20 protein-coding genes and 1 tRNA gene are annotated in these 25,911 nt (G+C 71.1%); 8 read left to right on the top strand and 13 right to left on the bottom strand.

Going from position 1 to position 25,911, the window contains the following annotated elements; all coding sequences use genetic code 11:
• Positions 1-5 precede the first annotated feature (5 nt).
• Positions 6-1,286: an aminoglycoside phosphotransferase gene (locus ACH34T_RS17590; protein ID WP_395993201.1), complete on the top strand. Its 1,281-nt coding sequence runs from the start codon at positions 6-8 to the stop codon at positions 1,284-1,286.
• Between the two features lie 132 nt (positions 1,287-1,418).
• On the opposite strand, the gene ACH34T_RS17585 is transcribed toward ACH34T_RS17590, so the two are convergent.
• Entirely contained in the window at positions 1,419-4,184 is a 2,766-nt protein-coding gene (locus tag ACH34T_RS17585) for a PKD domain-containing protein (protein ID WP_395993200.1), read from the bottom strand.
• Positions 4,185-4,586: 402 nt separating this feature from the next.
• Here ACH34T_RS17585 and ACH34T_RS17580 point away from each other — a divergent pair, with 402 nt between their 5' ends.
• The 6 genes from ACH34T_RS17580 to ACH34T_RS17555 all read left to right on the top strand — a co-directional run bounded on the left by ACH34T_RS17580 (position 4,587) and on the right by ACH34T_RS17555 (position 11,409).
• Positions 4,587-5,702, top strand: a complete 1,116-nt coding sequence (locus ACH34T_RS17580) for a phosphatase PAP2 family protein (RefSeq protein ID WP_395993199.1) — start codon at positions 4,587-4,589, stop codon at positions 5,700-5,702.
• A 35-nt stretch (positions 5,703-5,737) separates the two neighbouring features.
• Positions 5,738-6,832 carry a glycoside hydrolase family 26 protein gene (locus ACH34T_RS17575; RefSeq protein ID WP_395993198.1) on the top strand — a complete coding sequence of 365 codons (1,095 nt, stop codon included), beginning with the start codon at positions 5,738-5,740 and terminating at the stop codon, positions 6,830-6,832.
• Entirely contained in the window at positions 6,829-7,698 is an 870-nt protein-coding gene (locus ACH34T_RS17570) for a sulfotransferase family protein (RefSeq protein ID WP_395993197.1), read from the top strand. Before ACH34T_RS17575 ends, ACH34T_RS17570 begins: the two co-directional genes overlap by 4 nt.
• On the top strand, positions 7,695-9,302 hold the full coding sequence (locus ACH34T_RS17565; protein WP_395993196.1) for a lipopolysaccharide biosynthesis protein: 1,608 nt from the start codon (positions 7,695-7,697) through the stop codon (positions 9,300-9,302). Before ACH34T_RS17570 ends, ACH34T_RS17565 begins: the two co-directional genes overlap by 4 nt.
• Positions 9,303-9,382: 80 nt before the next feature.
• A complete protein-coding gene (gene pssD, locus ACH34T_RS17560; RefSeq protein ID WP_395993195.1) occupies positions 9,383-9,847 on the top strand; it encodes a PssD/Cps14F family polysaccharide biosynthesis glycosyltransferase in 465 nt (154 codons plus the stop codon).
• Positions 9,844-11,409, top strand: a complete 1,566-nt coding sequence (locus ACH34T_RS17555; protein ID WP_395993194.1) for a glycosyltransferase — start codon at positions 9,844-9,846, stop codon at positions 11,407-11,409. The genes pssD and ACH34T_RS17555 overlap by 4 nt, the downstream gene beginning before the upstream one ends.
• Before the next feature lie 21 nt (positions 11,410-11,430).
• Here ACH34T_RS17555 and ACH34T_RS17550 read toward each other — a convergent pair whose 3' ends face one another.
• The 12 genes from ACH34T_RS17550 to ACH34T_RS17495 form a co-directional block, all read right to left on the bottom strand.
• Positions 11,431-12,633, bottom strand: a complete 1,203-nt coding sequence (locus ACH34T_RS17550) for a glycosyl hydrolase (protein ID WP_395993193.1) — start codon at positions 12,631-12,633, stop codon at positions 11,431-11,433.
• 122 nt (positions 12,634-12,755) lie between these two features.
• On the bottom strand, positions 12,756-13,715 hold the full coding sequence (locus ACH34T_RS17545; protein WP_395993192.1) for a sulfotransferase: 960 nt from the start codon (positions 13,713-13,715) through the stop codon (positions 12,756-12,758).
• An 8-nt stretch (positions 13,716-13,723) separates the two neighbouring features.
• Complete coding sequence (locus ACH34T_RS17540; RefSeq protein WP_395993191.1) at positions 13,724-15,031, bottom strand: sulfate adenylyltransferase subunit 1; 1,308 nt, start codon at positions 15,029-15,031, stop codon at positions 13,724-13,726.
• On the bottom strand, positions 15,031-15,948 hold the full coding sequence (gene cysD, locus ACH34T_RS17535; RefSeq protein ID WP_395993190.1) for a sulfate adenylyltransferase subunit CysD: 918 nt from the start codon (positions 15,946-15,948) through the stop codon (positions 15,031-15,033). Before cysD ends, ACH34T_RS17540 begins: the two co-directional genes overlap by 1 nt.
• Positions 15,949-16,122: 174 nt before the next feature.
• The gene (locus ACH34T_RS17530; protein WP_395993189.1) at positions 16,123-17,118 is read right to left on the bottom strand and encodes an inositol monophosphatase family protein; all 996 of its coding nucleotides are present in this window, start codon (positions 17,116-17,118) and stop codon (positions 16,123-16,125) included.
• Between the two features lie 134 nt (positions 17,119-17,252).
• The gene (locus ACH34T_RS17525; protein ID WP_395993188.1) at positions 17,253-18,728 is read right to left on the bottom strand and encodes a sugar transferase; all 1,476 of its coding nucleotides are present in this window, start codon (positions 18,726-18,728) and stop codon (positions 17,253-17,255) included.
• Positions 18,729-19,043: 315 nt separating this feature from the next.
• Positions 19,044-19,619, bottom strand: coding sequence for an aminoacyl-tRNA hydrolase (gene pth / locus ACH34T_RS17520; RefSeq protein ID WP_395993187.1), 576 nt, complete (start codon positions 19,617-19,619; stop codon positions 19,044-19,046).
• A 108-nt stretch (positions 19,620-19,727) separates the two neighbouring features.
• Complete coding sequence (locus tag ACH34T_RS17515; RefSeq protein WP_395993186.1) at positions 19,728-20,357, bottom strand: 50S ribosomal protein L25/general stress protein Ctc; 630 nt, start codon at positions 20,355-20,357, stop codon at positions 19,728-19,730.
• A 481-nt stretch (positions 20,358-20,838) separates the two neighbouring features.
• Positions 20,839-21,819 (bottom strand): ribose-phosphate diphosphokinase, encoded by a 981-nt coding sequence (locus ACH34T_RS17510; protein ID WP_395993185.1) that lies wholly within the window; start codon positions 21,817-21,819, stop codon positions 20,839-20,841.
• Between the two features lie 171 nt (positions 21,820-21,990).
• Positions 21,991-23,466, bottom strand: a complete 1,476-nt coding sequence (gene glmU, locus ACH34T_RS17505; RefSeq protein WP_395993184.1) for a bifunctional UDP-N-acetylglucosamine diphosphorylase/glucosamine-1-phosphate N-acetyltransferase GlmU — start codon at positions 23,464-23,466, stop codon at positions 21,991-21,993.
• Positions 23,467-23,630: 164 nt separating this feature from the next.
• Positions 23,631-23,702 (bottom strand) — tRNA-Gln (locus ACH34T_RS17500).
• 75 nt (positions 23,703-23,777) lie between these two features.
• Positions 23,778-24,539 carry a helix-turn-helix domain-containing protein gene (locus ACH34T_RS17495; protein WP_395993183.1) on the bottom strand — a complete coding sequence of 254 codons (762 nt, stop codon included), beginning with the start codon at positions 24,537-24,539 and terminating at the stop codon, positions 23,778-23,780.
• 404 nt (positions 24,540-24,943) lie between these two features.
• Here ACH34T_RS17495 and ACH34T_RS17490 point away from each other — a divergent pair, with 404 nt between their 5' ends.
• Entirely contained in the window at positions 24,944-25,897 is a 954-nt protein-coding gene (locus tag ACH34T_RS17490) for an acyl-CoA desaturase (protein WP_395993182.1), read from the top strand.
• The last annotated feature ends 14 nt before the right edge of the window (positions 25,898-25,911 follow it).

Raw genomic sequence — 25,911 nt, 5'->3', positions numbered from 1 at the left:
TACACGTGGGAACATCCTCCGGCCCTGCTCCGGCGGCCGTGTCGGGCCGCGCCCGCTATGTGGCGGAGATCGCGGCGCTGCTGTGGCCGCCGCCGCGGCACGTCGCGATGGGGTCCGGCGCCGGTGGCACGGGACGGCCCGTCCGCGAGTACCTGCTGGTGCCGCACGCGCGGGAGCCGCGGCTGATGCTGCCCGCGGCCGGCCGTCCGGGCGCGACGGCGGTGCTCGGCTTCAACAAGGACCGTTCCCGCAAGGCGAACCTGCTGTCCCGCGCGCTGGCGATCGGCCTGCGGTCCGGTGTGGGCGGCCCGCTCCTGCGGGACCGCATCCGCGTCTACGAGACAGGACCGTCGAACGGCACGGCCGCGGACGAGGCGTCCACGGGGCCGGCCGACGCGCCGGACATCGAGGGATATCTCGGGCGCGTGCTCGGTGCTGAGGTGACGATCGCCCTGCACATCGGGCCGGACCGCGCCAACCGCAAGCCGGTGGCGCAGGTCCTCGCGCGGGACGGACGGACGCTCGGCTACGCCAAGATCGGCGTCAACGAGCTGACCCGCGAGCTGGTCAGGGCCGAGCGGACGGCCCTCGAAACGCTCGCGAAGCGGCCGATGCCCACGGTGCGGGTCCCGTCGATCGCGCACGCCGGGCAGTGGAACGGTCTGGAGATCCTCGTCCTGGACCCGCTGCCGGTGTGGTCGCGGCACGCGACGCTCAGCCATGACCGCATGATGGCGGCGGTCGCGGAGGTGGCGGAGGTCGACGGCGTCGAACGGCTCCCGCTCACCGCCGCCCCCTACTGGGACGCGCTCCGCTCCCGCGCCACGGCACTCGGCACCGACGCGGCCAGAGAGATCACGGCGGCGCTGGACAGGGTGGCCGAGCGCGCGGGCGACCGCGTCCTGCCCTTCGGCGCCTGGCACGGCGACTGGACGGCCTGGAACATGGCCGCGCTGCCCGACACGATGCTGGTCTGGGACTGGGAGCGCTTCGGCACGGGCGTGCCGGTCGGGTTCGACGCGGTGCACTACGTGACGCAGGACGCCATCACCGAGGGCGGCGTCGATCCGCGGCGGGCCGCCGACGAGGGGCTGGCCGGGGCGCCGGAGGCGCTGGCGCCGCTCGGTCTCACGCCCGACGAGGCGACGCTCGTGGCCCTGCTGTATCTCGCCGAGCTCGGCACCCGCTACCTGACCGACCGGCAGGACGAGGCCGGAGCCCGCCTCGGACGCCTCGACACGTGGCTCCTGCCGGTGCTCACCTCATGGTCGGACCGGGTGGGCTGACGCGACCGCTCCACGCGAAACGCGGGAAGCGCTCTACGCGAAACGCCTGAGGGGCGGGCCAGGTGATCTGGTCCGCCCCTCAGGCGTTCCGGTGTCCGGCCCGGCTCACGAGGAGCCGGGCCGGACGCCGCGTCACTGCTGCGGCTTCAGCACGATCGTCCACATGGCGGCCTTGTTGGCCGCCACGTTCGCGGTCGCGGTGAGCCCGCCGTAGGCGCCGAGCGGCACGGAGCCGCCCGAGTCGCCGACCAGGACGCTGATGCTCGACGAGCTGCCGCCGCCCTCGGTCCCGCGCGTCGTGATCGCCGGCGGGGCCGTCCAGCCGGTGGTCGTCCCCTTGTCGGACCAGTAGGAGATGACCACGCTGCCCGCGGCGGCGACGTCCGCCTTCGGCGTCACGTGCTCCGTGGCGGACGTGAGGCCGACGCCGTGGGCCGCGCCCGCGACCGGGTCGGTGGCGTTGGTCCCGCGGTAGGTCAGCAGCCGGGCGTCGGTCTTGGCGAAGCCGCTCAGGCCGACCTTGACGACGGAGCCCGCGTCGCCGGCGACGGCGACCCGCTTGTAGACCGTGCTGGTCATGCTCCCGGCGGTGACCTCGTCGACCTTCGTCCAGCCGGCCGGCGGGGCGGTGACCGTGACCGTGCTGCTGTTCTTGGTCATGATCAGCACCATGCCGTCGCCGGGTGCGACGGCGGCGGGCACCGTCACGGCCGGCGCGTTGGTGTTGCGGTTGTCGCCGGCGCCGCCGCGGTACGCGATGGCCTTGTCGACGACCTGGACGCTCTTGCTCACCGTGCCGGTGTCGCCGTCGTTGTCCGTCACCGTCAGCTTGACCGTGTAGGTGCCGCTCTCCTCGTAGGTGTGCTGCGGCGCGGCGCCGGTGCCGGTCTTGCCGTCCCCGAAGTCCCACGCGTAGCCGGTGATCTGGCCGTCGGAGTCGAGGGACGCGGCGCCCTGGAAGTCGCAGGCGCGGGCCTCGCAGGACGAGGTGAACGCCGCCACCGGCTCCTTGTTGGGCGTGCCGGCGAGCAGGAACAGGGCGCGTGCGCGCCAGTCCCCGGTGGACTCGGCGGTCTTGACGGTGCCCGCGACGGGCGCGCCGTCCTTGAACTCGACGCTCTTGAGGTCGCCGCTGGCCTTGCTCGCCCAGTACAGCTTGCCTCCGGCGACGAACATGCCCTCGACGTCGCTCCAGCTCAGCCCGGTGACACCGGTGGACGCGGTGTAGACCTCGCCGCCGACGATGCCGCTCTCGGGCTCGAAGTAGCGGTAGTAGAGCCTGCCGGTCGCGCCGAACCCGGACCGCGTGTAGTAGACGCGGCCGTCCTGGAAGAACATGCCGGTGATGTCGTCGACCTCGCCGTGCCAGGTGGACATGTTCGCCAGCTGGTCGGCGGTGTTGATCGTCTCGGGGGCGCCGAAGGACGTCCCGTTGAACGTCCGCCGGTTGAACGTGCCGTTGGACGCGCCGTAGTACAGCTGCCCGTTGATCATGAAGGCGCCGCGGGCGGCCGACCAGGGGGTGCCGCCGTTCGGGACGGACGCGGCCGCCCCGGCGGTGGTGCCGTCGAAGTGGCGCTTGTCGACGTTGTTGTCCGCGCTGCCGTCGGCCATGAAGACGTCACCGGGAAGCTTGCCGGTGTTGTTCTTCGGGATCTGCTTGCCGCCGGCCAGCGGGAACTTGGCGATCTTGGCGTGGTACTCGCCGCCGACCTGGTCGGTGTCGGCGCCGAACCACAGGCCGTCGGGGGTGGGGAGGATGTCCTCCACCGCGTGCCCGCGGTCGCGCGTCGGGTTCCAGGCGAACGGGACGCCGTTGACGGGGTTGAGCGCGGCGATGCCGGGCCGGCTGACGGCGCCCTGGCAGGCGCGGTCCGCGCAGAACGGGTTGTTCAGCCAGCGGTTGTGGCCGCCGACGTAGACGGCCGCGCCGGTGATCGCGACGGCGCTCAGCGTGTCGCCGCCGGTGTGGTTGACCCAGGTGGGCTTGAGGTCGGTGCCGCTCTGGTCGGTCTTCCACCGGGTGGCGGTGTCGCAGAGGGTGTTGGCGTAGTAGGCGCCGGTCGAGACGATGACGAAGTACTCACCGTCGGGCGAGAACTCGACGTCCCGCAGGTAGGTCTCCACCGAGCGGGTGCACTGGGCCTCGAAGCCCCTGGTGTAGTAGTTCGCCACCGCGGCCTTGTCGCCGGTGAGGTCCAGCATGGCGAACTGGTCGCGGGTCTTGCCGTCCATCTGCGTGAAGTTGCCGATGACGGCCATCTTGCTCGCGTCCGGGGTGATCGAGAACTGCCAGACCTTGGTGGTGCCGCCGTTGTGCAGGCCGCCGACGCCGAGGTCGACGAAGTCGGTGAGCTTGCCGGTGCCGGCGTCGAGCGCGGCCAGCGCGGGGTGCGACTGGTTGGCGATCTTGGCGAAGGAGCCGCCGATGAAGAGCCGGCCCTTGGACAGGCCGATCGTGCGGACCATGCCGTCGACGACCGGCGGCTTGAACGTGGTGACCGTCGACCCGTTGGCGACGTTCAGCAGCGCGACGCCCTTCAGCGCGGCGCCGTTCACGTTGTTGAAGCTGCCCGCGACGTAGACGGACTTGCCGTCCGGCGCCGCCTGCAGGTCGTACACCGCGCGGTCGACCTTGGGCACGAACGCCGTGTCGATCTTCCCGGTCGTCGCGTTGAACGCGAGGATGTTGGCGCGGGCGAAGGCCGTGCTGTTGCCGACCTCCTTCACCTGCGTGAAGGTGCCGCCCACGATGATCTTGTCACCGATCTGCTCGATCGCGTAGACGGTGCCGTCGAGGATGTTGGGGGACCAGTTCACCGGGTCGGGGCTCACCAGCCGGTCCTGGGTCAGCCGTTCCGCGGACGCCTGTCCGGCGAGGGCGAAAACCCCCGTCACGACAAGCAGTACCGCGGCCAGCGCTCTACACGTTCGAACCATCTACGGTCACTCCTGGAATTGCCCCGTCGGGGCCCACCGAGGCGCGGGGCCTATATGAGGGGACGGCCACCGCGCACCACCGTTGCGCGAGAACGTTACCGCTCGCACATCGTCCGGCTCACGAGTTCCCAGTGGTCAGCCGGTGTTACATAAATTGTTATGTACGTTAGGTAAAAGTCCGCTACGGAAAGTGATTCATGCCTGGCCGCGGTAAACCTTCCTCCCGGCCGGGGCGTCTACTGCTGACCCTCTTCACCGCCGGATTGGCTGGACGGCTCATCTGCCGGGCTACGGCATAATTGCGCAGAACCCCTCTCACGCTGCGGCGTCCAGGCCTTCGGCCCGACCTCTCAAGGTGCCATGTCCCTCATCATCGCCCTCCTGCTGCCTTTGGGCCTGCTGCTGATCGCGCTCGCCGGCGCCGCCGCCTTCTACCGCGCCGGCCGGCTCGACACGGCCCATGCCCGAGCAGGCGCCCACGCCGGACCAGGCGCCCACGCCGGAGCAGGAGCCCACTCCGGAGCAGGCGCCGACGCTGGAGCGGTCGCCCGGCCCGGGGCAGGCGCCCACGGCATGGAACCCGCCGGACCCCGGGGCCGAGGCCGGAGCCGCGGCCGGGGCGGGATCGTCGCGTGGCTGCGCGGCGGGCCGGTCGGACGGCTAAGCGCGCCCTGGCGATTCATGGTGGTGGCCGCCGGGGCCCTCGCGGTCGCCTGGTGCGTCTCCGCCGCGCTCGGCCCGGTGGCGGTGGCGGCCCAGCCGTTCGACGACTGGGTCTACGAGGGCACGCTCGACCACCAGATCGGGTTCTGGAAGTCGTTCAACGAGGTGATCACGGACGTCAGCACGTCGTGGCTCGTCCGGGGGACGTGCGTCGGGGCCGTCCTGATGCTGACGCTGGTGTGGCGGCGGCACCGCTGGCTGCCGGCCGCCGCGATGGGCGCCATGCTGTTCGCCTCGCACTACCTCGTCCTCGGCCTGACCTACCTGATGGACCGCCCCGCCCCGCCCAACTCGGGTGGAACGTACCCGTCGGGCGGGAACGTCCGGGTCGTCGCGGTGTACGGCATCGTGGCCTTTTTCTTCTTCCTCAGCGCGCGGACGAGCCGCCGCGGCCGGGTGATCGGCTGGACGATCCTGGCCCTGCTCGCCTGGATCGAGGCATATTCTCGCACCTACCTGGCCGTCCACTGGGTGTCCGACGTGATCGCGGGGCTCGTCTTCGGCGTCCTGATTCTCGTCGCGCTGAACCTCGCGACCCGCGCCGCCATCGGCGACGAGGACCCGGCCGTCGACCTCTCGGGGCCGGAGCCGGCGCACACCTACGGGCAGCGGGCCCCGCAGCGCGCGACGACCGGCGCCGCCGGGCCCGGTGCACCGGCCGGACTAGGCGCGCCAGGTGCGCCGGCCGCGCTGGGCGCACCGGGCGCACCGACCGGGCCGGGCACGCCGGCCGGACTGGGCGGGCCGGGCTGAGCGACTGCAGAACGAGGATCGGGGGGCGTTGAATCTTGAAGGAGCCGACCACTCCCCCTCAGGCGAACGGGCCGCAGGCGCCCGGGCCTGGGGGAGGTCGAGACGGGACCGCGCCGAAGCGCCGCGGGACGCTCACGCGCCCGTGGGCGATGGCGCTGGTCGCGGGCGCGGCGGGCGTCGTGCTGGCGGGCGTCGCGGGGCTCGCCTGGGCCGCCCGCGACGGCGGGCCCGCGCCCGTGCGGGAGCTCGACTCCTATCCGCAGGGCGGGCCGCGTCCGCCCGGGCAGGGCGCCTGGTTCGGCGCGTACGTCGAACCGCGGGACGGCGACCACTCCCAGCAGAGCCAGATCGGCGCGGTCACCGACTTCGACCGGCGGATCGGCGGCCCGATGGACCTCGTCCGCTCCTACTACCCGTGGGAGAAGCCGTTCCCGCGGGAGATCGACCAGCGGTTCGCCGGCGAGGGCCGGGTGATGATGATCGGCTGGGGCGGCACCGGCACCGAGTCGATCGTCAAGGGACGCGAGGACGACGTGATCCGCGCCCGCGCCCGCGACGTGAAGAAGCTCGGCAGGCCCGTCCTGCTGGCGTGGCGCGGCGAGATGGACCGGCCGAACCTGCAGAAGGAGATCGGCTCCCCGGAGCAGTACGTCGCCGCGTGGCGGCGCATCAGGGGGATCTTCCATGCCGAGGGCGCGTCCAACGTCGGCTGGGTGTGGTGCCCGACGGTCGAGGGCTTCGACGCGGGCCGCGCCGGCGCCTACTATCCGGGCGACGGGCAGGTCGACTGGCTGTGCGCCGACGGGTACGCCTATCCGGAGCTGCGCCCGCCCGAGCAAGTCTTCGGGTCGTTCCTGAATTGGGCGAAGGGCCACGACAAGCCCGTCGTCATCGGCGAGTACGGCGCCGAGGAGAAGGGCGGCGCACGCGCGGAATGGCTGCGCTCGTTCGGCGACTACATCCGGCGGGAGCCGCAGGTCAAGGCGCTCGCCTACTACGACAAGAACCACCGGCACAACAAGAAGACGACGATGTACTACTCGCTGCGCGGCCACCCCGAATCGATGCGCGCCTTCCGTGAGCTGGCCCAGTCGTCCTATTTCAACCCCGACGGAAGGATGCGGCCGTGACCGGTTCCCAGGCGCTGACGGGATCCGCCAAACAGACGGTCCGCAAGGGCGTGCGGGCCGTGGGGCGTCTCACCCACGAGGCGCGGATGGTCCCCGATTTCCTCATCGTCGGGGCGCAGCGGTGCGGCACCACGTCGCTGTTCCGTTATCTGCGCGCGCACCCGGCCGTCCTGCGGGACCGCATGGACAAGGGCGTGCACTACTTCGACATGGCCTATGACCGCGGATTTCCGTGGTACAAGGCGCATTTCCCGTTGAAGGCGACCGCCCGCCTGGTGGAGCGCCGCGTCGGGGTGCGGCCGCAGACATTCGAGGCCAGCCCTTTCTACATGTTCCATCCGCTCGCCCCGGAACGGATCGCGAAAGACCTGCCGGACGTGAAACTGATCGTGATGGTGCGCGACCCGGTGGAACGCGCCTATTCGGCGCACGCCCAAGAGGTGCGGCGGGGGTTCGAGACCGAGCCGTTCGAACGTGCGCTGGAACTGGAGGAGGAGCGGCTGGACGGCGAGGTCGACAAGATGGTCGCCGACCCGTCGTATCTGAGCTTCGCCGTCCAGCATCACGCCTACCGCGCCCGCGGACGGTACGCCGAGCAGCTGGAACGGCTGGAGGGCCTGGTCGGACGGGAGCGCATCCACGTCATCGACAACCACGCGCTCGCGACCTGCCCCGAGAGCGTCTACGACGGCGTGCTGACGTTCCTCGGCCTGCCGGGCGGGCAGTATCCGGCGTTCGAGCGGCACAACGCCGCGCCCCGCGCGTCGAAGCTCTCCGACGCGGTGCGCCGGGAACTGGCGGACCATTTCCTGCCCGAGGACGAGCGCCTCGCCGGCTGGCTCGGGAAGCCGCCGTCTTGGCGATGACGTCGACCTCCGAGACGACCACGACCACGACCGGGACCGCCGGACGCGGGACGGCCGATCTGCGGGCGCTGGCCCGCGGCGGTGTCCTGAACTTCATGGGCGCCGGGTTCGCCGCCGTCGCCCAGTTCCTGTCCGTGGTGGTGCTGACCCGCGGGTTCAGCAAGCAGGAGGCGGGCGTCTTCTTCGCCGCCACCACGGTCTTCCTGATGGGCCTGGCGCTCGCGCGGCTCGGCACCGACGTGGGGCTCGTCTACTTCATCGCGCGGACGCGGGCGCTCGGCTTCGGGCACCGCGTCGCCGCGTACGTCCGCGCGGCGTTCGGGCCGACGGTCGTCGCGGCGCTCGTGATCGCCGCCGCGCTGTACGCGGCCGCGCCGTGGATCGCCGAGGCGGCGGTGGAAGGCCCGGCCGACGACGGCGCCCGCTACCTGCGCGCGCTCGCGCTGTTCCTGCCTGCGGCGGCCGTGTCCGACGCGGCGCTGGCCGCCACGCGCGGGTACCGCGCCATGCGGCCGACGGCGCTGGTCGAGAACATCGCCCGGCAGGGCCTCCAGCTGTCGCTGCTGGCGGGCCTCGCGCTGTTCGGCGCGACGTCGCTGCTGGGCGCGGCCTGGGCGGGCCCCTACATCGTGACCGCGGTGCTCGCCGTCCTCCTCCTGCGCCGCCTGATGCGCCGCCCCGTCCCGCCGCTCGAACCCGCCACGGCGGAGCCGAACAAGGCGGGCCCTGCGGAGCCGAACAAGGCGGCCGGTGCGGAGACTCCCGGCGGGACGACCCGTGAGTTCTGGCGGTACACGGCGCCGCGGGCCATCGCGTCGCTCGCGCAGATCGTCCTGCAGCGGTTCGACATCGTCCTCGTCGCGGGCCTGCTCGGCCCGGTGCAGGCGGCCGTGTACACGGCGGCCACCCGCTACGTCGTGGTGGGGCAGATCGGCAACCAGGCCCTGGGCCAGGCGGTGCAGCCGCAGCTCAGCGCCGTCCTGTCGCGCGGGGACATGGCCGGGGCCCGGTCGCTCTACCAGACGGCGACGTGCTGGCTCGTCCTGCTCACCTGGCCCGTCTACCTTGTGTTCGCCACGTTCGCGCCCTACTCGCTGCAACTCTTCGGCGGCGGGTACGAGGAGGGCGCCGACGTGGTGCTGATCCTGTCGCTGACCATGCTGTTCGCGACGATCTGCGGCCAGGTCGACACCGTGCTGATCATGGCGGGGAAGACGACCTGGAACCTCGCGAACATCGTGACCGCGATGACCGTCAACATCGTCGCCGACCTGCTGCTGATCCCGTGGCTGGGGATCACCGGCGCGGCGGCCGGGTGGGCGATCGCGCTGTTCGTGAAGAACGCCGTGCCGCTGGCGCAGATCGCGCACGTGCTGCGGCTGCACCCGTTCGGGCGCGGGACGCTCACCGCCGCCGCACTCGCCGGCGTCGGCTTCGGCGTCCTGCCGCTGACGACGCGGCTGCTCCTGGACGGTCTCCTGCCACTCCTCGTCGCCACCTTCGTCGGAGCCTGCCTCTACGGGACGGGCTGCCTGCTGCGCCGCGACGTCCTGCGGCTGGACGAGATCCGCCGCATCCGACGACGACGCACCGCCCCCTCCTGAACCGGCTCGCCCCCCAGACCTCCTCCCCCCGGAATTCCCCCGAAGCCTCCTCCCCCACCCCACGCCCGTGAAGGAGTCCAATGCCACCGACCGGAAGACATGTCCTGCTGATCGGGTCCGCGGGCGGCCATCTGACGCAGCTGCTGGCCCTCGAACCCTGGTGGCGTCCGCATGAGCGCTCCTGGGTGACGTTCGAGTCCCGGCACGCGGAGTCGCTGCTGGACGGCGAGCGTGTGTCCTGGGCCTACCAGCCCACCACCCGCAACATCCCGAACCTGCTCCGCAACACCAGGCTCGCCTGGCGGCTGCTGCGCAGGTCGCGGCCGGACGTCGTCGTGTCCACGGGCGCGGGCGTCGCGCTCCCGTTCTTCGTCCTGGCCAAGCTGATGCGGATCCCGTCGGTGTACATCGAGGTGTACGACCGCATCGACTCGCCCACCCTGACCGGACGGCTGTGCCGCCCCTTCGCGTCGCTCTTCCTCATCCAGTGGGACGAGCAGCGCCGCTTCTACCCGAACTCCGTCGTCGTGGGGAACCTGCTGTGAACGATCGTCCGCTGGTGCTCGTGACCGTCGGCACCGACCACCACCGCTTCGACCGGCTCGTCGAGTGGGTGGACCGCTGGTTCGACGAGATGGGGCGGGGCCGGGTCCGCTGCGTCGTCCAGCACGGCGCGTCCCGGGCGCCCGAGCACGCCGAGCCCCGCGACTTCCTCGACCATGTCGAGCTGCTGGAGCTGATGGGGCGGGCGTCCGCCGTGGTGACGCACGCGGGCGCGTCGACGATCGGTGAGGCGCGCCGCCTCGGCCGGCTGCCGGTCATCGTGCCGCGCGACCCCGCCCTCGACGAGATCGTGGACGGCCACCAGATCGACTTCCTCCGCCGGATCGAGGAGAAGGGCCTGGTCGCCGCCTGCGCCACCGAGAAGGACCTCCGCACGCGGCTCGACCGCCTCCTCGACGAACCGGACGCGTTCCTGCTGGCCGAGGGCGACTCCGGGGCCGTCCAGGCGGCGGCCGTCCAGCGGACCGGCTCGCTGATCGACACCCTGATGAACGTCCGCGCCAAGACGCCCGGCGAGACGCCCGGCGAGACGCCCGGCGAGACGCCCGGCGAGACGTCCGGCGAGACGTCCGGCGAGACGCTCAGCGAGGCGAACCAGGCGGGCAAGGCGGACGAGGGCGGCGAGCCGGAGGAATTCCCGGGCGTGACCGTCGTCGTCGCGACCCGCGACCGGCCCGAGCTGCTGCGCGTCGCGCTCGACTCGATCCTCGCCCAGGACTATCCCGGCGACGTCCGCTGCCTCGTCGTCCACGACCAGAGCGAGATCGACGGCACGCTCGTCGTCGACAGGCCGGGACGGCGGGTGTCGGTCATGTCCAACACCCGGGCGCCGGGCCTCGCCGGGGCGCGGAACTCGGGCATCCTCGCGGCGGCGAGCGAGCTCGTCGCGTTCTGCGACGACGACGACCGGTGGCTGCCCGGCAAGCTGACCGCGCAGGTCGCGGCGCTGCGGTCCGCGCCGGGCGCGGGACTCGCCTGCTGCGGCATCCGCGTGCTGTACGACGACACGAAGGTCGACCGGACGCTCGACCGCGCCGAGGTCACCTTCACCGATCTGCTGCGCTCCCGCCTCACCGAGCTGCACCCGTCGACGTTCCTGCTCCGCCGGGACGCGCTGATCGAGCGGATCGGCCTGGTCAGCGAGGAGGTCCCGGGCAGCCACGGCGAGGACTACGAGTTCCTGCTCCGCGCCGCCAGGGACGCCGCGATCGTCAACGTCCCGGACGTGCACGTCGAGGTGCTGTGGCACAAGCGGTCGTACTTCGCGCAGCGGTGGCAGGTCATCGCCGAGGCCCTGGCCTGGCTGCTGGAGCGCTTCCCCGAGTTCCGGCTCATGCCCGCCGGGTACGGGCGCATCGCCGGGCAGATCGCGTTCGCGGAGGCGGCGTCGGGCCGCCGCCGCGCCGCGCTGCGGTGGGTGCGCCGGACCGTCCGGGCGAACTGGCGGGAGCCGCGCGCCTACCTGGCCGTCGCGATCGCCTGCCGTCTCGTCGGCGCGGACCGGATCGTCCGGTTCCTGCACCGCCGCGGCCGCGGCGTCTGAGCCTCCGCTCTCCGGCGGCGGTCAGTCGCCGGAGACGCGGAACTTGGTGGTGTAGGGGGCCTGGCCCGCACCCGCGAGGGCGGCGACCTCGGCGGGCCTGTCCATCAGCCGGTACGGGCAGGCCATGCCCTTCGGCGGCTGCCACAGCTGGACGGCCTTGATCTGCGGGTAGCGCTGCAGCGTGCCCGGGATCTGCTTGTACCAGCGCACGGACAGCGCGGGATCGGCGAACCGCACCGACGCCATGCCGTTGAGCATGTACGGCTTGCGCGGGTCGATCCCGGCCTTCGCGCCGTCCGTCTTGAGCCAGTCGTAGAACGGCTTGAACGTGTCCTCGAACGACCGGAACCGGCGGTTCTCCCAGACCCGGCCGTCGCAGAGGGTGCCGAGGTAGTTCTCCCAGCCGATCCAGTCGACGTACCGGTCGCCGGGGTAGAAGCCCGCCGCGCGCGGGAGGTTGCCGGAGTACCCGGTGAGGACCCACACCCAGACGGCGTTGGACGCGCCGTTGCGCTCGTAGATGCCGTGGACGCGGCGCCACGCCCGCGCGAAGTCGGCCGGGGTGCCGCGCGTCCGCGCCTTCGCCTTGGTGTCGGGCTCGTGGTCGAACGTCAGGAACACCGGCTCGCCGAAGGCGGCGACGCCTCGGGCCTGCTTGGTCAGGGCGGCGTCCCAGCGTCCGGCGGCGATGTCGCTCCACCGGGCCGACCCGGAGCCGGAGAAGGGCCGGGACGCGATGTTGATGTGCAGGATCCGTCCCTGCGCGGCCAGCCGTTTCGCCTCGCGGCTCGGCACCTTCGTCTGGTCGACGCCGTGCCAGAAGTGCACGAGGTCGAACCGGCGGCCGAGCCTGGCCTCCAGCACGTGGAGCGGGTCGATGCCCGGGCTGTCACCCCACAGGACGCCGCAGCCGGGCACGAGGTTCGCGCGCATGACGCAGGCACCACCGCCCGACGCTCGTGGACGCGGCGCGCGGGACTCCCGGCTCACCGCACCGACACCGGCGTCGGCCGGGGACGACCGGGGCGCGGGCCGTGACGTGGCCGTGCCGAGCGACGGGGACGGCCGCCGGACGTCGGCGGCAGGACGGGCACCGGCCTCGCCGCCCCCGTCGTAGAGAACGAAGACGGCACCGGACCCGGCCACGACGCTGGCGGTCGCGGCCAGCGCGGCACGGCGGCGCCACCGCCGGGACCGGCCGGAACGCTGGGGTGGACGTGGCACAACCAGCAACCTAGCCGTACCGGGAACCCCCGTGCATCCCAGACCACATCCGGACAACCACGACACATCGCCCAGGCGGGGCCGGGTGGGTCAGCCGGGTGGGGGCCGGGTGGGGGCCAGGCTCAGCCGCTCGGGCGGCGGCGGTACCCGTAGCGGCCGAGCATCGGCATCGTCACCGCCGTGACCAGCGCGCGGTGCACGGGACGCGTCGCCTCGCGCCACGCCTCGTCCGCCCGCAGCTCGACCCGTCCCGTGCGGAACCGCATCGGGTTGCCCGCCACCTGGTGGTTCGCGCTCAGCTCCACCGTGGCGGGGTCGGCGAACGGCGGCTCGGCGCCGTCCAGTCCGGCGAAGCGGGCGATGCCGCGCACCGTGTCGGCGGGCGCGGCGGCGAAGTCCTCGTAGCGGACGCGCAACGTGGGAACCCCCGCCCGGGCCAGCAGGTCGAACCCGAAGTTCTGCGCGTCCCAGTGCAGCGCGGTCTTCCCCGGCGACCAGCGCGCCATGAACTCGCCCTCCGCCGTGTCGCCGACCGCCTCCGGGCGCCGCACCGTCTTCGCCCACGAGTGGGCCACGGCCCGGGGGTCCCGGACGACGTGGACGATCCGCAGGTCGATGTCCGGGCTCCACCGCAGGCAGTGCGCCAGCGACGCCGACTTGCTGGAGTCGATCAGCACCTGGGCGCCGCTCACCTCGCGGACGGCGCCGTACAGCCGCGCGTAGACGGCGTTGTGCTTCTCGACGCGGCCGCGCAGGTCGTCGGCGAGCCGGGCGCGGGCGAGGGACGGGATGTACCGGGTGCGGTCCGCCGACGCCTTCACGTCAAGGAAGCCGGCGACGTCGAACGACGGCCAGCCGCCGAACGCGCTCTCCCCGGCCTTGCGCCACAGCTCGCAGTCGTGGAACGGCTCGCCGCAGCCGCAGCGCTCGCCGTCCACGACGCCGCGCTGCCACAGGTGGACGACCTCGCCCATCGCGAACGCGCCGTCCAGCTCCCCGAGGATCCGCTCCAGCAGCGTCGACCCGCTGCGCCCGAGCCCCCCGATGAACAGCACCCTGATCGAGTCCGCTGATCGCTCCACCGGGGCCATTACCGGGCGCCGGTGATCATGCCGGCGCCGACGGTGTTGTTGGTGGCCTCGTCGATGAGGATGAACCCGCCGGTGAGGCGGTTGCGGCCGTAGTCGTCGACGAACAGCGGCTGCGTGACCCGGAGCGCGACCCGGCCGATCTCGTTGAGCTCCAGGGCCGTCGCCTGCTCGTCGCGGTGCAGGGTGTTGACGTCCAGGCGGTAGTGCAGGTCCTTCACCACGGCCCGCGCGGTCCGCGTCGTGTGCTTGATGATCAGCTTGGTGCGTGGGGCGAGGGTGCGGTCGGGGGTCATCCAGCACACCATCGCGTCGATGTCCTGCGCGACCTCGGGACGGTTGTTCGGACGCGCGATCATGTCGCCGCGGGAGATGTCGATGTCGTCGGCGAGCCGCAGCGTCACCGACATCGGCGCGAACGCCTCGTCGACCGGGCCGCGCGGCCCGTCGATGTGCGTGATCGTCGTGGTCAGCCCGGACGGCAGGTGCACCACCTCGTCGCCCGGCTTCAGCACCCCGCCCGCGACCTGCCCCGCGTACCCGCGGTAGTCGTGCAGCTCGGGGTCGGTGGACGCGTGCGGACGGATCACGTACTGCACCGGGAACCGCACGTCGATCAGGTTCCGGTCCGACGCGATGTGCACGTGCTCCAGGTGGTGCAGCAGCGACGACCCCTCGTACCACGGCATGTTCACGCTGCGCTGGACGACGTTGTCGCCGTGCAGCGCCGAGATCGGGATGAACGTCATGTCCGTCACCTCCAGCTTGGAGGCGAACGCGGTGAACTCGTCCACGATCCGCTCGTAGACGCCCTGGTCGTAGTCGACCAGGTCCATCTTGTTGATCGCGACGACGAGGTGCGGGACCTGCAGCAGCGTGGTCAGGAACGCGTGCCGCCGCGACTGCTCCAGGATGCCCTTGCGGGCGTCCACGAGGATGATCGCCAGGTCGGCCGTCGACGCGCCCGTCACCATGTTGCGCGTGTACTGAATATGGCCCGGGGTGTCGGCGATGATGAACTTGCGGCGCGGCGTCGCGAAGTAGCGGTACGCCACGTCGATCGTGATGCCCTGCTCCCGCTCGGCGCGCAGCCCGTCGGTCAGCAGCGCCAGGTTCGTGTACTCCTCGCCGCGGTCGGCGCTCGTCTTCTCCACCGACTCCAGCTGGTCCTCGAAGATCGACTTGGAGTCGAACAGCAGCCGCCCGATCAGCGTGGACTTGCCGTCGTCGACGCTGCCGGCGGTGGCGAACCGCAGCAGATCCATGCTCTTCACCGTGGACGGCCGCTGCGCGGGCCCGGTAGCGGCCATTAGAAGTAGCCCTCCTTCTTGCGGTCCTCCATGGCGGCCTCGCTGGTGCGGTCGTCGGCGCGGGTCTGGCCGCGCTCGGTGATCCGCGTGGCCGCGATCTCCTCGATCACCTCGTCCAGCGTCGTGGCGGACGACTTCACCGCGCCGGTGCAGGACGCGTCCCCGACCGTCCGGTACCGGACGGTCGCCTCGAACTCCGGCTCGTCGTCGCCGCGGTTCGCGAACCCGGTCTGCGCGTCCAGCAGCAGCCCGTCCCGCTCGAACACGCGGCGGGCGTGCGCGAAGTAGATCGGCGGGAGCTCCAGCTCCTCCCGGCGGACGTAGTCCCAGATGTCGAGCTCCGTCCAGTTCGACAGCGGGAACACCCGCACATGCTCACCCTGGACGATTTTGGTGTTGAACAGGTTCCACAGCTCGGGGCGCTGGTTCTTCGGGTCCCACTGGCCGAACTCGTCCCGGAACGACACCACCCGCTCCTTCGCCCTGGCCTTCTCCTCGTCGCGGCGCGCACCGCCGAACGCCGCGTCGAACCGGTGCTCCTCGATGGCGTCCAGCAGCGACGTCGTCTGCAGCCGGTTCCGGGACGCGCGCCGCCCCTTCTCCTCCACCACCCGGCCGCTGTCGATCGACTCCTGGACGGACGCCACCACCAGCCGGATGCCCAGGTCGGCGACCCTGCGGTCGCGGAACTCGATCACCTCGGGGAAGTTGTGCCCGGTGTCGACGTGCATCACCGGGAACGGGATCGGCGCCGGCCAGAACGCCTTCTGCGCCAGCCGCAGCATCACGATGCTGTCCTTGCCGCCCGAGAACAGCAGCACCGGCCGCTCGAACTCGGCCGCCACCTCACGGAAGATCTGGATCGACTCGGCCTCAAGGACGTCTAGCTGGGACAGCAGATAATCGCAACGCTGCATGGTCTAAGGGCTCTTTTCACGCTGTTGTGGCAGATGCACCAGTGGCCGACGGGGACGGAGGCCACACCCGGATCGAACGCCGGCCCGCCGCGAATCAGTCCCGCCTGGCCGGAGACGGCCCCTCCGGGCGGTCCCGCGGAGCGGGTGCCGCAGGGGCGGGTTCCGGCGGGCGGATCAGTCGGGCAGGGCGCCGCGCACGTCCCGGATGCCGGTCAGCAGCGTCCGCGCCGACACAGGGTGGCACACCAGGATATCCGGGAGCCGGGGGTCCTTCCGGTTGTACTCCAGCGCCGACCCGTCGACGCGGGACGCGTGCGCGCCCGCGGCGAGCGCCACCGCCGCCGGGGCCGCCGAGTCCCACTCGTACTGCCCGCCCGCGTGCACGTACGCGTCGACCTCGCCGAGCAGCACCGCGGAGATCTTCGCCCCCGCCGACCCGATCGGCACCAGCTCGACGTCCAGGTCAAGCTGTTCCGCCAGGAGCCGGACGAACTCGGGCGGCCGGGTGCGGCTGACGGCGATGCGGAGCTTGCCCGCGTCCGGCGCCGGGACGTGCAGCGGGACCTCGCGCGGCTGCCCCCTGCGGGACGCGTCCCAGCCGTTCCCGAGGGTGTGGGGGGTCGTCCCCCCGCCGTGAATCGGCCCGGCCGTCACCGGGTCGGGCTCGCCGGGGTCGACCCGGACGAGGGAGGCGCCGCCGGTCGCGTCCGTCCGGAGGGTCAGGCCCTGCGCCGGGAGCGCCACCGCCCCCGCGGCCAGCCGTCCCCCGCCGCCGGACGGGTCGCGCCGCCACAGCGCCACGTGGACGGCCCAGTCGCGGCGGCCCTCCTCGGAGAACTCGCGGGTGCCGTCCAGCGGGTCGACGATCCAGACCCGGTCGGCCGTCAGGCGCTCCGCGTCGGCCGTGTTGCGGGTCGGGGCGCGGTCGTCGCCGCCCACCCGCTTCCCCGCGACGGCGGAGCGGCCCTCCTCGGACAGGACGGCGTCGCCGGGACAGCGCTCCGCCAGCGCCGCCATCAGGTACTCGTGCGCCCGCAGGTCGCCCGCGTCCTTCAGGGCCCGCGCGTCGGCGAAGCCCTGCTCGTCCCGAACGTCCAGCAGCAGGCGTCCCGCCGCCGCGGCGAGCTCCGCCGCCAGCGCATGGTCGTCCGCCACCGCTTCCACCGTCATCCCTTGATCACATTCCCGGCTCGGCTGATCTGCTCGGTCAACTTTCTCATGCGCACCGGAAACCGCCCACCGCCGGGGCGGACGATCCCGGCACCGGCGCGGTCAGCACGCCCGGAGCCCATCGCCCCGCGCGGTCAGTACGCCCCGGAGCCGCGGAAGACCGCCGACCACGTCTTCCACATGATCTGCAGGTCGAGCGCGAGCGTCCAGTTGTCGACGTACCGCAGGTCGAGCCGGACCGACTCCTCCCACGTCAGGTCGGCGCGGCCGCTCACCTGCCACAGGCCCGTCAGCCCCGGCTTCACCACCAGCCGCCGGTACACGTCGCCGCCGTACTGGGCGACCTCCTCCGGCAGCGGCGGACGCGGCCCGACCAGCGACATGTCGCCGCGCAGCACGTTGAACAGCTGCGGCAGCTCGTCCAGCGAGTAGCGGCGCAGCCACCGGCCCACCCGGGTCACCCGCGGGTCCGCGCGGATCTTGAAGAGCACGCCGTCGTTCTCGTTCTGCCTCAGCAGCTCGACCTTGCGGGCCTCCGCGTCCCGCACCATCGTGCGGAACTTCAGCACCGTGAACTCGCGGCCGCCGCGGCCCACCCTGACCTGCCGGAACATCACCGGGCCCGCGCTCGTCACCTTGATCAGGAACGCGACGACCGCCAGCAGCGGGCTCAGCAGGACGAGCCCGCCCAGCGCCGCCGTCCGGTCGAACATCCCCTTGAGAACCTTGCGGCCGCCGTCCAGCTCGGGATGCTCCACGTGCAGGAGCGGCAGCCCCGCCACCGGACGGATCGAGATGCGGGGGCCGGTCACGTCCATCAGCGCGGGGGCGACCACCAGCTCCACGTCGTTCCGCTCGATCTGCCAGGCCAGCCGGCGCAGCGCCGTCCCGTCCATCTCCGGACAGGCCAGCACCGCCACCGAGTCGGCGCCGATCCGGTCGGCGACCCCGGCCGCCTGGCTGAAGTCGCCCAGCACCGGCACGCCCTCGACCTCGCTGACGGCGTCGTCGCCCGCGGCCAGCGCGGGCGGCAGGCACACCGCCACGATGTCCATCCCGTGGTAGCGCTTCTGCCGCAGCACCCGGATGAGGTCGGCGACGGACGTCCGGTGCCCCACCGCGACCACGCGGCGCATGCACTCGCCGTTCCAGCGCTTGCGGTGCAGCCACTTGCGCAGCCGGTACCTGGCGAAGATGTTCAGGAACGTGCCGAACGGCATCGCCATCACGACGTAGCCGCGCGCCACCTCCGTCTTGGTGGCGTACGCGATGATCGCCAGCGCCGCCATGAAGATGAACCCGGCGCGAAGCACCCGGTGGAACTCCTCGTAGCCGACGCCGAGGTACCGCGGCTGGTAGGCCCGGCACATCATCAGTATCGGCACCCACACCACGGGCAGCGCCACCGTCAGCGCGACGTACGGCGCCGTGGGGTCGGTCGGCACCCCGGGGAACCGGAGCACGAAGGCGATCACACCGGCCAGGAGCATGCTGAGGAAATCGAGGTATCCAGCGACCCGGCGGTACAATCCGCTCCAGCTCTGGAACGTCGCACGCGCCTGCTCATGGCTGATCGATGACTCGGCCTGGACCTTGTCAACGACGGCCATAAACCTCTCACCGATCCCCTGTAACGCACGCCCCGTCAGCGCGATTCACACCGAAGACGGCTGAACGTCGCTTGAGGTTCACAAGCATCATGAACCTCAATCGAGGAGCATCCTACGACCGCTTTGCCATGGTCAGGGCCCGAACACGCCCATCACCCCAGCAAGTCGGGCAAACCCGGCCGGACGTGCAGCGCAACACCCCCGATGCGCACGGTCATCGGCCCGATGGATCTTACGGTCCCGACCGATGGCCGGATCCGGTCAGCCCATTCACACCGCACACCTCGGTTCCGGCCACGCGCCTCCGGGGCCGGTTCAGCCCGCGTGGAAGACGTTCTGCGCCGCGCCCAGCCCATCGGTGATCAGCGCCTCCACTGCGTCCGCCGCCCGGTCCACGTCGAGATCGAGATCCTTGCGCTCGGCCGCGGAGAAGTCCTTCAGCACGAACGCCGCCGCGTCCATCCGCCCGGGCGGACGGCCCACCCCGAACCGCACCCGCAGGTAGTCCCGCGTACCGAGCGACTTCGTGACCGACCGCAGCCCGTTGTGGCCATTGTCACCACCGCCCTGCTTGAGCCGCACCGCCCCGAACGGGATGTCCAGCTCGTCATGGACGACGATCAGCCGCTCCACCGGCACCTTGTAGAAGTCGCACAGCCCCTTCACCGGGCCGCCCGACTCGTTCATGAACGAACGCGGCTTCGCCAGCACCGCCCGCGCGCCGGCGAGCCGGCCCTCCAGCACGTCCGCCCGCGCCCGATGCGACTTGAACCGCCCGCCCGCCCGCGCGGCGAGGACGTCCAGCACCATGAACCCGGCGTTGTGCCGGTTCCTGGCGTACGAAGGCCCGGGATTGCCCAGGCCGGCCACCAGCCAGAGATCCCCGCTCACGCGATCCCTCCACAGCGAAACGGCCCCCGCCGGTGCGCGCACCCGCGGGGGCCGTGCAGAACACGGGCCGTGAAACAGCGGCCGGTCACCCGGCGCGCGCCGCCTCCGTCACTCGGAGCCGGACTCGCCCTCCGACTCGGCGCCCTCGCCCTCGGCCTCCGCGGCCTCGGCCTCCGCCTCGACCTCCGGCTCCGTCGACACGCTCGCGTCGCGGATCTGGACGATGAGGACCTCGTCGTCGGCCACCAGCGTCGTGCCCGACGGGAGCTTCAGGTCCTTGGCGAGCACCTGGCTGTCGATCTCCAGGCCGCTGATGTCCAGTTCGACGGACTCGGGGATGTGCGTGGCCTCCGTCTCGACGGAGATCTCCACCGCCGTCTGCGCGATCTGACCGCCCGCGATCACGTCGCCGACCAGGACGACCGGCAGGTCCACGACGACCTTCTCGCCGCGCTTCACCAGCAGCAGGTCGACGTGCTCCAGGAACCCCTTGACCGGGTCGCGCTGCACGTCCTTCGGCAGCGCCAGCTCGGCGCCGTCGCCGAGCCCCTCGATCGTCAGCAGCACGTTCGGCGTCTTGAGCGCCAACATCAGGTCGTGGCCCGGCAGCGAGATGTGCTGCGGGTCGGTGCCGTGACCGTAGAGCACGGCGGGCACCCTGCCGGCCCGGCGGGTGCGCCGCGCGGCACCCTTACCGAACTCGGTGCGCGGCTCGGCGGCGATGCGTACCTCGGACACGGGGAAGACTCCTCATTGTTGCGATCCACGGCCGTCCGGTCATCGGACGTCCGCTACGGACAGTAGCGACCCTCGCACGCCAACGGGGGCGGGCGACTCAAAGACTCATTGCGTTACCCAGGGAGCGCGGGACCTAACCGGCACGCACTGAACAACCTGAAGCAGACGCGGTCGCCAAAGTCTAGCCGATCGAAGCCCCACCCCAAGCCGCAGGCCCGACCCGGTAACGGCTACGCCACCCCGCGCCCCCGCTCCGCACAACCTCCAACCACCACCGCACCCGCTCCGCACAAACCCCGGCCACCACCGCAACCCCGCGACGACCCTGACACTCGCGATCGCGACCGAAGGCAGGTTTCGAGCCTGCGAGAAACCTGATCACGCAGCGAGCCCCCAGGCGAGACGAAGCGATGCAGCGATCGCACCGCGTTCTTCGACGATGGAGGGCCGCCAAGGCCCGAAGGAGGAGAAGAACGCAATATTAAGAGTGTCCGCCGAAGAGGCTGGTGACGGAGCCGTCGGAGAAGACCTCGTTGATGGCGCGGGCGATCAGCGGGGCGATGGGCAGGACGGTCAGCTTGTCGAACCGCTTCTCCTCCGGGATCGGCAGGGTGTTCGTCAACACGACCTCAGAGACACGCGAGTTCTTCAACCGGTCGACCGCCGGACCCGACAGCACGCCGTGCGTGGCGGCGACCACGACCCTGGCGGCGCCGTGGTCGAACAGGGCGTCCGCGGCCTTCACGATCGTCCCACCGGTGTCGATCATGTCGTCGACCACGACGCAGGTGCGGCCCTCGACCTCGCCGACGACGTCGAACACCTTGACCTCGTTCGCCACGTCCGGGTCGCGCTTCTTGTGGATGATCGCCATCGGGACGCCGCCCAGCCGGTCCGACCAGCGCTCGGTCACCCGGACCCGGCCCGCGTCCGGGGCCACCACCGTCACCTGCGAGGTGTCCAGGCGGCTCTCGAAATGGTGGGCCAGCAGGTCCAGCGCGAACAGGTGGTCGACCGGGCCGTTGAAGAAGCCCTGGATCTGCGCGGTGTGCAGGTCGACGGTGATCAACCGGTCGGCGCCCGCGGTCTTGAACAGGTCCGCCATCAGGCGGGCGGAGATCGGCTCACGGCCGCGGTGCTTCTTGTCCTGCCTGGCGTACCCGAAGAACGGCGCCACGACGGTGATCCGCTTGGCCGACGCGCGCTTCAACGCGTCCACCATGATCAGCTGCTCCATGATCCACTGGTTGATGGGCGCGGTGTGGCTCTGGATCACAAAGGCGTCGGAGCCGCGGACGGACTCCAGGAACCGCACGAACGTCTCCCCGTTCGCGAAGTCGTACGCGGACGTCGGCGTGAGGTCGACGTGGAGGTTGTCGGCTACTTCCCTGGCCAGGTCCGGGTGGGCTCGGCCGGTGAAGAGCATCAGTTTCTTCTGACCGCTCGCTTTGATGCCACTCACCTTTGACAACTCCCCCTCAATGGAAAATGCCTTCACGTGGGTTGTCGTCCCCACTCCCGCGCACCACAAGAGTCCGGGGCACGGGGTCGCCTTGTTATTCGCCGCGGAGGACGCCGCTGTCCTCCACGTCCCCGCCGAGGGGCGGGGGAGTCTTCGCCGGACGCGCCGAGGTTACGGCGCGTCCCCCTCATGGGCCTCGTCCGCCTCTTGCGCATCCTGCGCCTTCCGGGCACGGCGGGCCGCGTCCGCCGCGGGGGTTCCCGGGCGCTTGCGCTCGACCCAGCCCTCGACGTTGCGCTGCCGTGCCCGCGCGACCGCCATCGCCCCCGCCGGGACGTCCTGGACGATCACCGAACCGGCGGCGGTGTAGGCGCCGTCGCCCACCGTCACCGGCGCGACGAACATGTTGTCGCTGCCCGTCTTCACATGCGACCCGATGACGCTGCGGTGCTTCCGCACGCCGTCGTAGTTCACGAACACCGAGCTCGCGCCGATGTTCGAGTGCTCGCCGATCTCCGCGTCGCCGACGTAGGTCAGGTGCGGCACCTTCGTGCCCTCGCCGATGTCGGCGTTCTTCGTCTCGACGTAGGTGCCGATCTTGCCCTTGCGGGCCAGCCGCGTCCCAGGCCGGAGGTAGGCGTACGGCCCGACCGACGCCTCGGAGCCGATCTCCGCCTCGACGCACACCGCGTTGACGACGGTCGCGCCGGCGCCGACGCGCGTGTCCGTGAGCGTGCAGTTCGGCCCGATCCGGGCGCCCTCGCCCAGATGCGTCCGGCCGTGCAGCTGCGTGCCGGGATGGACTTCCGCGTCCTGCTCGGCGGTCACGTCGACGTCGATCCACGTCGTCGCGGGGTCGACGACCGTGACGCCGGCCCGCATGTGCGCTTCGAGGATCCGGTCGTTCAGCTGCCTGCGCGCCTGCGCGAGCTGCACCTTGTCGTTGACGCCCTGCGTCTCGACCCAGTCGGCGGCCAGGTGCGCGCCCGCCCGGTGGCCGTCGCCGCGCACGATCGCGACCACGTCGGTGAGGTACTCCTCGCCCTTGGCGTTGTCGGTGGTGACGCGCTTGAGCGCGTCCGCCAGCAGGGCTCCGTCGAAGGCGTACATGCCGACGTTGATCTCGTTGATGGCGCGCTGCTCGTCGGTCGCGTCCTTGTGCTCGACGATCGCCGCGACGCTGCCGTCCGCCGCGCGGACCATGCGGCCGTAGCCGGTCGCGTCGGGCATCTCGGTCGTCAGGACGGTCGCCGCGTTCCGCTCGCCCTCATGCGTCCGGACGAGCGCGCCGAGCGTCTCGCCGCGCAGCAGGGGGACGTCGCCGTTGAGGACCACCACGGTCCCGTCCAGGGCACCGGTCTGCTCCAGCGCCATCCGGACGGCGTGGCCCGTCCCGTTCTGCCGTTCCTGGACGGCCGGCTCGGCGTCCGGCGCGGCCCCGGCGAGATGCTCGACGACCTGCTCGCGCCGGTGCCCGACGACCACGACGAGCCGCTCGGGCTCCAGCTCGCGGGCGGCGGCCAGCACGTGGCCGAGCATGCTTCGCCCGCACAGCTCGTGCAGCACCTTCGAGGTACGGGACTTCATCCTGGTGCCCTCGCCCGCGGCGAGAACGATGACGGCGGCCGGGCGGCTCGCAGCACTCACAAGGAGGCTCCTCGGCATCGCGGACGGATCGGTCGCGAGCACGCCCACCTGCGACATCCCTGCCCACCAGGCCGGACGCACCCGACACGGGCAGGATACCGCCCACACCCCACCTGTCACCCCGGCCACCCACCGGGACGACCCGGCCGCGACATTTCAGACAGCTCCGGCGCCAGGGCTCGAACCTGGACTAACAACTCCAAAGGATGTCGTGCTGCCGATTACACTACGCCGGACCAAGCAGTCGGCTCACATGAGACCGCGAGCCAACCGGCCCCTACGATACTCACAGACGCGCGGCAGAGCCCACCTCATTCCGCCGAAGCGCACCGCCTGCCGACGATCTCCTTCATGCCCTGATCCGAGCGCGCGAGGAGGCGAGCTTCGGCGGCCCCAGGACCGAGCATGGCGCCATAGGCCCATCCCTCGATCCTCTGATAGAGCTCCGCACTCTTGGTCACGGTGATGTGCAGGCAGCCCCGGTACCCGTCGACGAGATTCTTCCTGTTGGTCTTGGGGTCGTGTCGCTTGATCACCGGCTTCTGGAACTCATCGGGCGGAACCTCGATCAACTTCGACCACCATTCCGTGGCCTCCGCGATGTCGGCCGTCTCATGGATGTGCAACCGGATCCGCAGCTGTTCCGGGGACACTCCCGCCACCTGAAGGAATCGGTGGAAGAGGACGATCAGAGCCGGGTCGCTGTTGATGAACGACACCCGCTCGCGGCGCCGGTAGATCTTGTCCTTCTCCCCCTCGCACCAGTAGACGAGCGCGCCGGCCAACAGCGTCTCGCGTTCGGAGAGTTCTCCGGCCTCCCGGCAGGCAGTGAGCTTCACCTTCTGACGTTCTGCCTCACGTGCGATATGAAGCGGTTCCCACCGCGCCTTCCACATGGCCGCGACTCGCTCTTGCTCATGGCCCGGCCGTGGCGGGGCGGGGACGTCTCTTAACCACAGGGAGCAGGTGCTGATGGAGATGTCGAGCGAGCCTGCGATCTCACGGTAGGTCCAGCCCCGGCGGCGGAGTTCGATGGCCTTGGGCTTGAGCTTGTCTCGGACTTCGCCCGGCATTGGTCCACTCATGAGAGAAGCATACCAGCAATTTTAACTTTCTGTAGTTGACTCATAACATACTGCAATGAAGTGAATTGGTTCATATGTTCGATTTTGCGTACGTCTTTGGAGCGGCGGCGGAGAGGGTGGGGGTGAACCTTCGGGTGGGGGCGTGCGTTCGTCCTGGGTGAGGGGCATCTCGTCGGTCTGGCGCTTCCGCTTGCTCGGGGAGGGCGGACGATGGTGTCAGAAGAGTGTTTTGTGGCGGATGGGGCAGTTTCTCACTGAATTTACCGTTCATCGGTGTCCAACCTACGGTTCCGTAGGTTACGTTGGAGTAGGTATGGCTGCTCGAAGCCGCAGCGAGCGGTGACCGCAACGCCGCAGGGAGTACCGCAGATGCCGCAGGGAGTGGTGACGCAATGACGACAGCGCCGGCCGTGGACTCGCCTCGTCCTCAGAGGCTTCCGGAGATCGCTCCCGAACCCAGGGGGAACGCCGAACGCGCGCTGGTCGCGGCGTTCACGGTCGTTCCGTTCCTGGCCCTGTTCGCGGTGATCCCGCTGGCCTGGGGCAGGTTCCTCGGCTGGACGGACATCGTGCTCATGGCCGTGTTCTACGTGCTGTCCGCCGGGGGCGTCACGGTCGGGTACCACCGGCACTTCACGCACGGGTCGTTCCGGGCCAAACGTCCGCTGAAGGTCTTCCTGGCGCTGGCGGGGAGCATGGCGATCGAGGGGCCCGTCATCACGTGGGTCGCCGACCACCGCCGGCACCACAAGCACTCGGACAAGGAGATGGACCCGCACTCGCCGTGGCGCTTCGGCAGCGACTGGAAGGCGCTGACGAAGGGGCTGGCGTGGGCGCACTACGGGTGGCTGTTCGACGGCAACCGGACGTCCAAGCGGCGGTTCGCCAAGGACCTGCTGAACGACCCGGACATCAGGCGCATCCATCTCGCGTTCCCCGGGCTGGTGGCGGTGTCGTTCCTGCTCCCGGCGCTCATCGGCGGCATGGTCTCGATGTCGTGGGGCGGGTTCCTGACGGCGCTGTTCTGGGCGGGGTTCGTCCGGATCACGCTCGTCCACCACGTCACGTGGTCGATCAACTCGATCTGTCACACGTTCGGCAAGGAGGACTTCGAGGTCCGCGACAAGTCCAGGAACGTGTGGTGGCTGGCGATCCCCTCGCTGGGCGAGTCGTGGCACAACCTGCACCATTCGGACCCGACGTGCGCGCGGCACGGGGTGCTGAAGGGGCAGGTCGACATTAGCGCGCGGATCATCTGGGCGTTCGAGAAGGCGGGCTGGGCCTACGACGTCCGGTGGCCGAACGATGACCGGCTGGCCGCGAAGCGCACCAAGCAGGCGGTTTGAGCGCCACAATTGAT

The organism is Actinomadura sp. 9N215, from assembly GCF_044326345.1.
Classification (GTDB): domain Bacteria; phylum Actinomycetota; class Actinomycetes; order Streptosporangiales; family Streptosporangiaceae; genus Spirillospora.
This window is presented reverse-complemented; position numbering and strand designations above follow the sequence as displayed.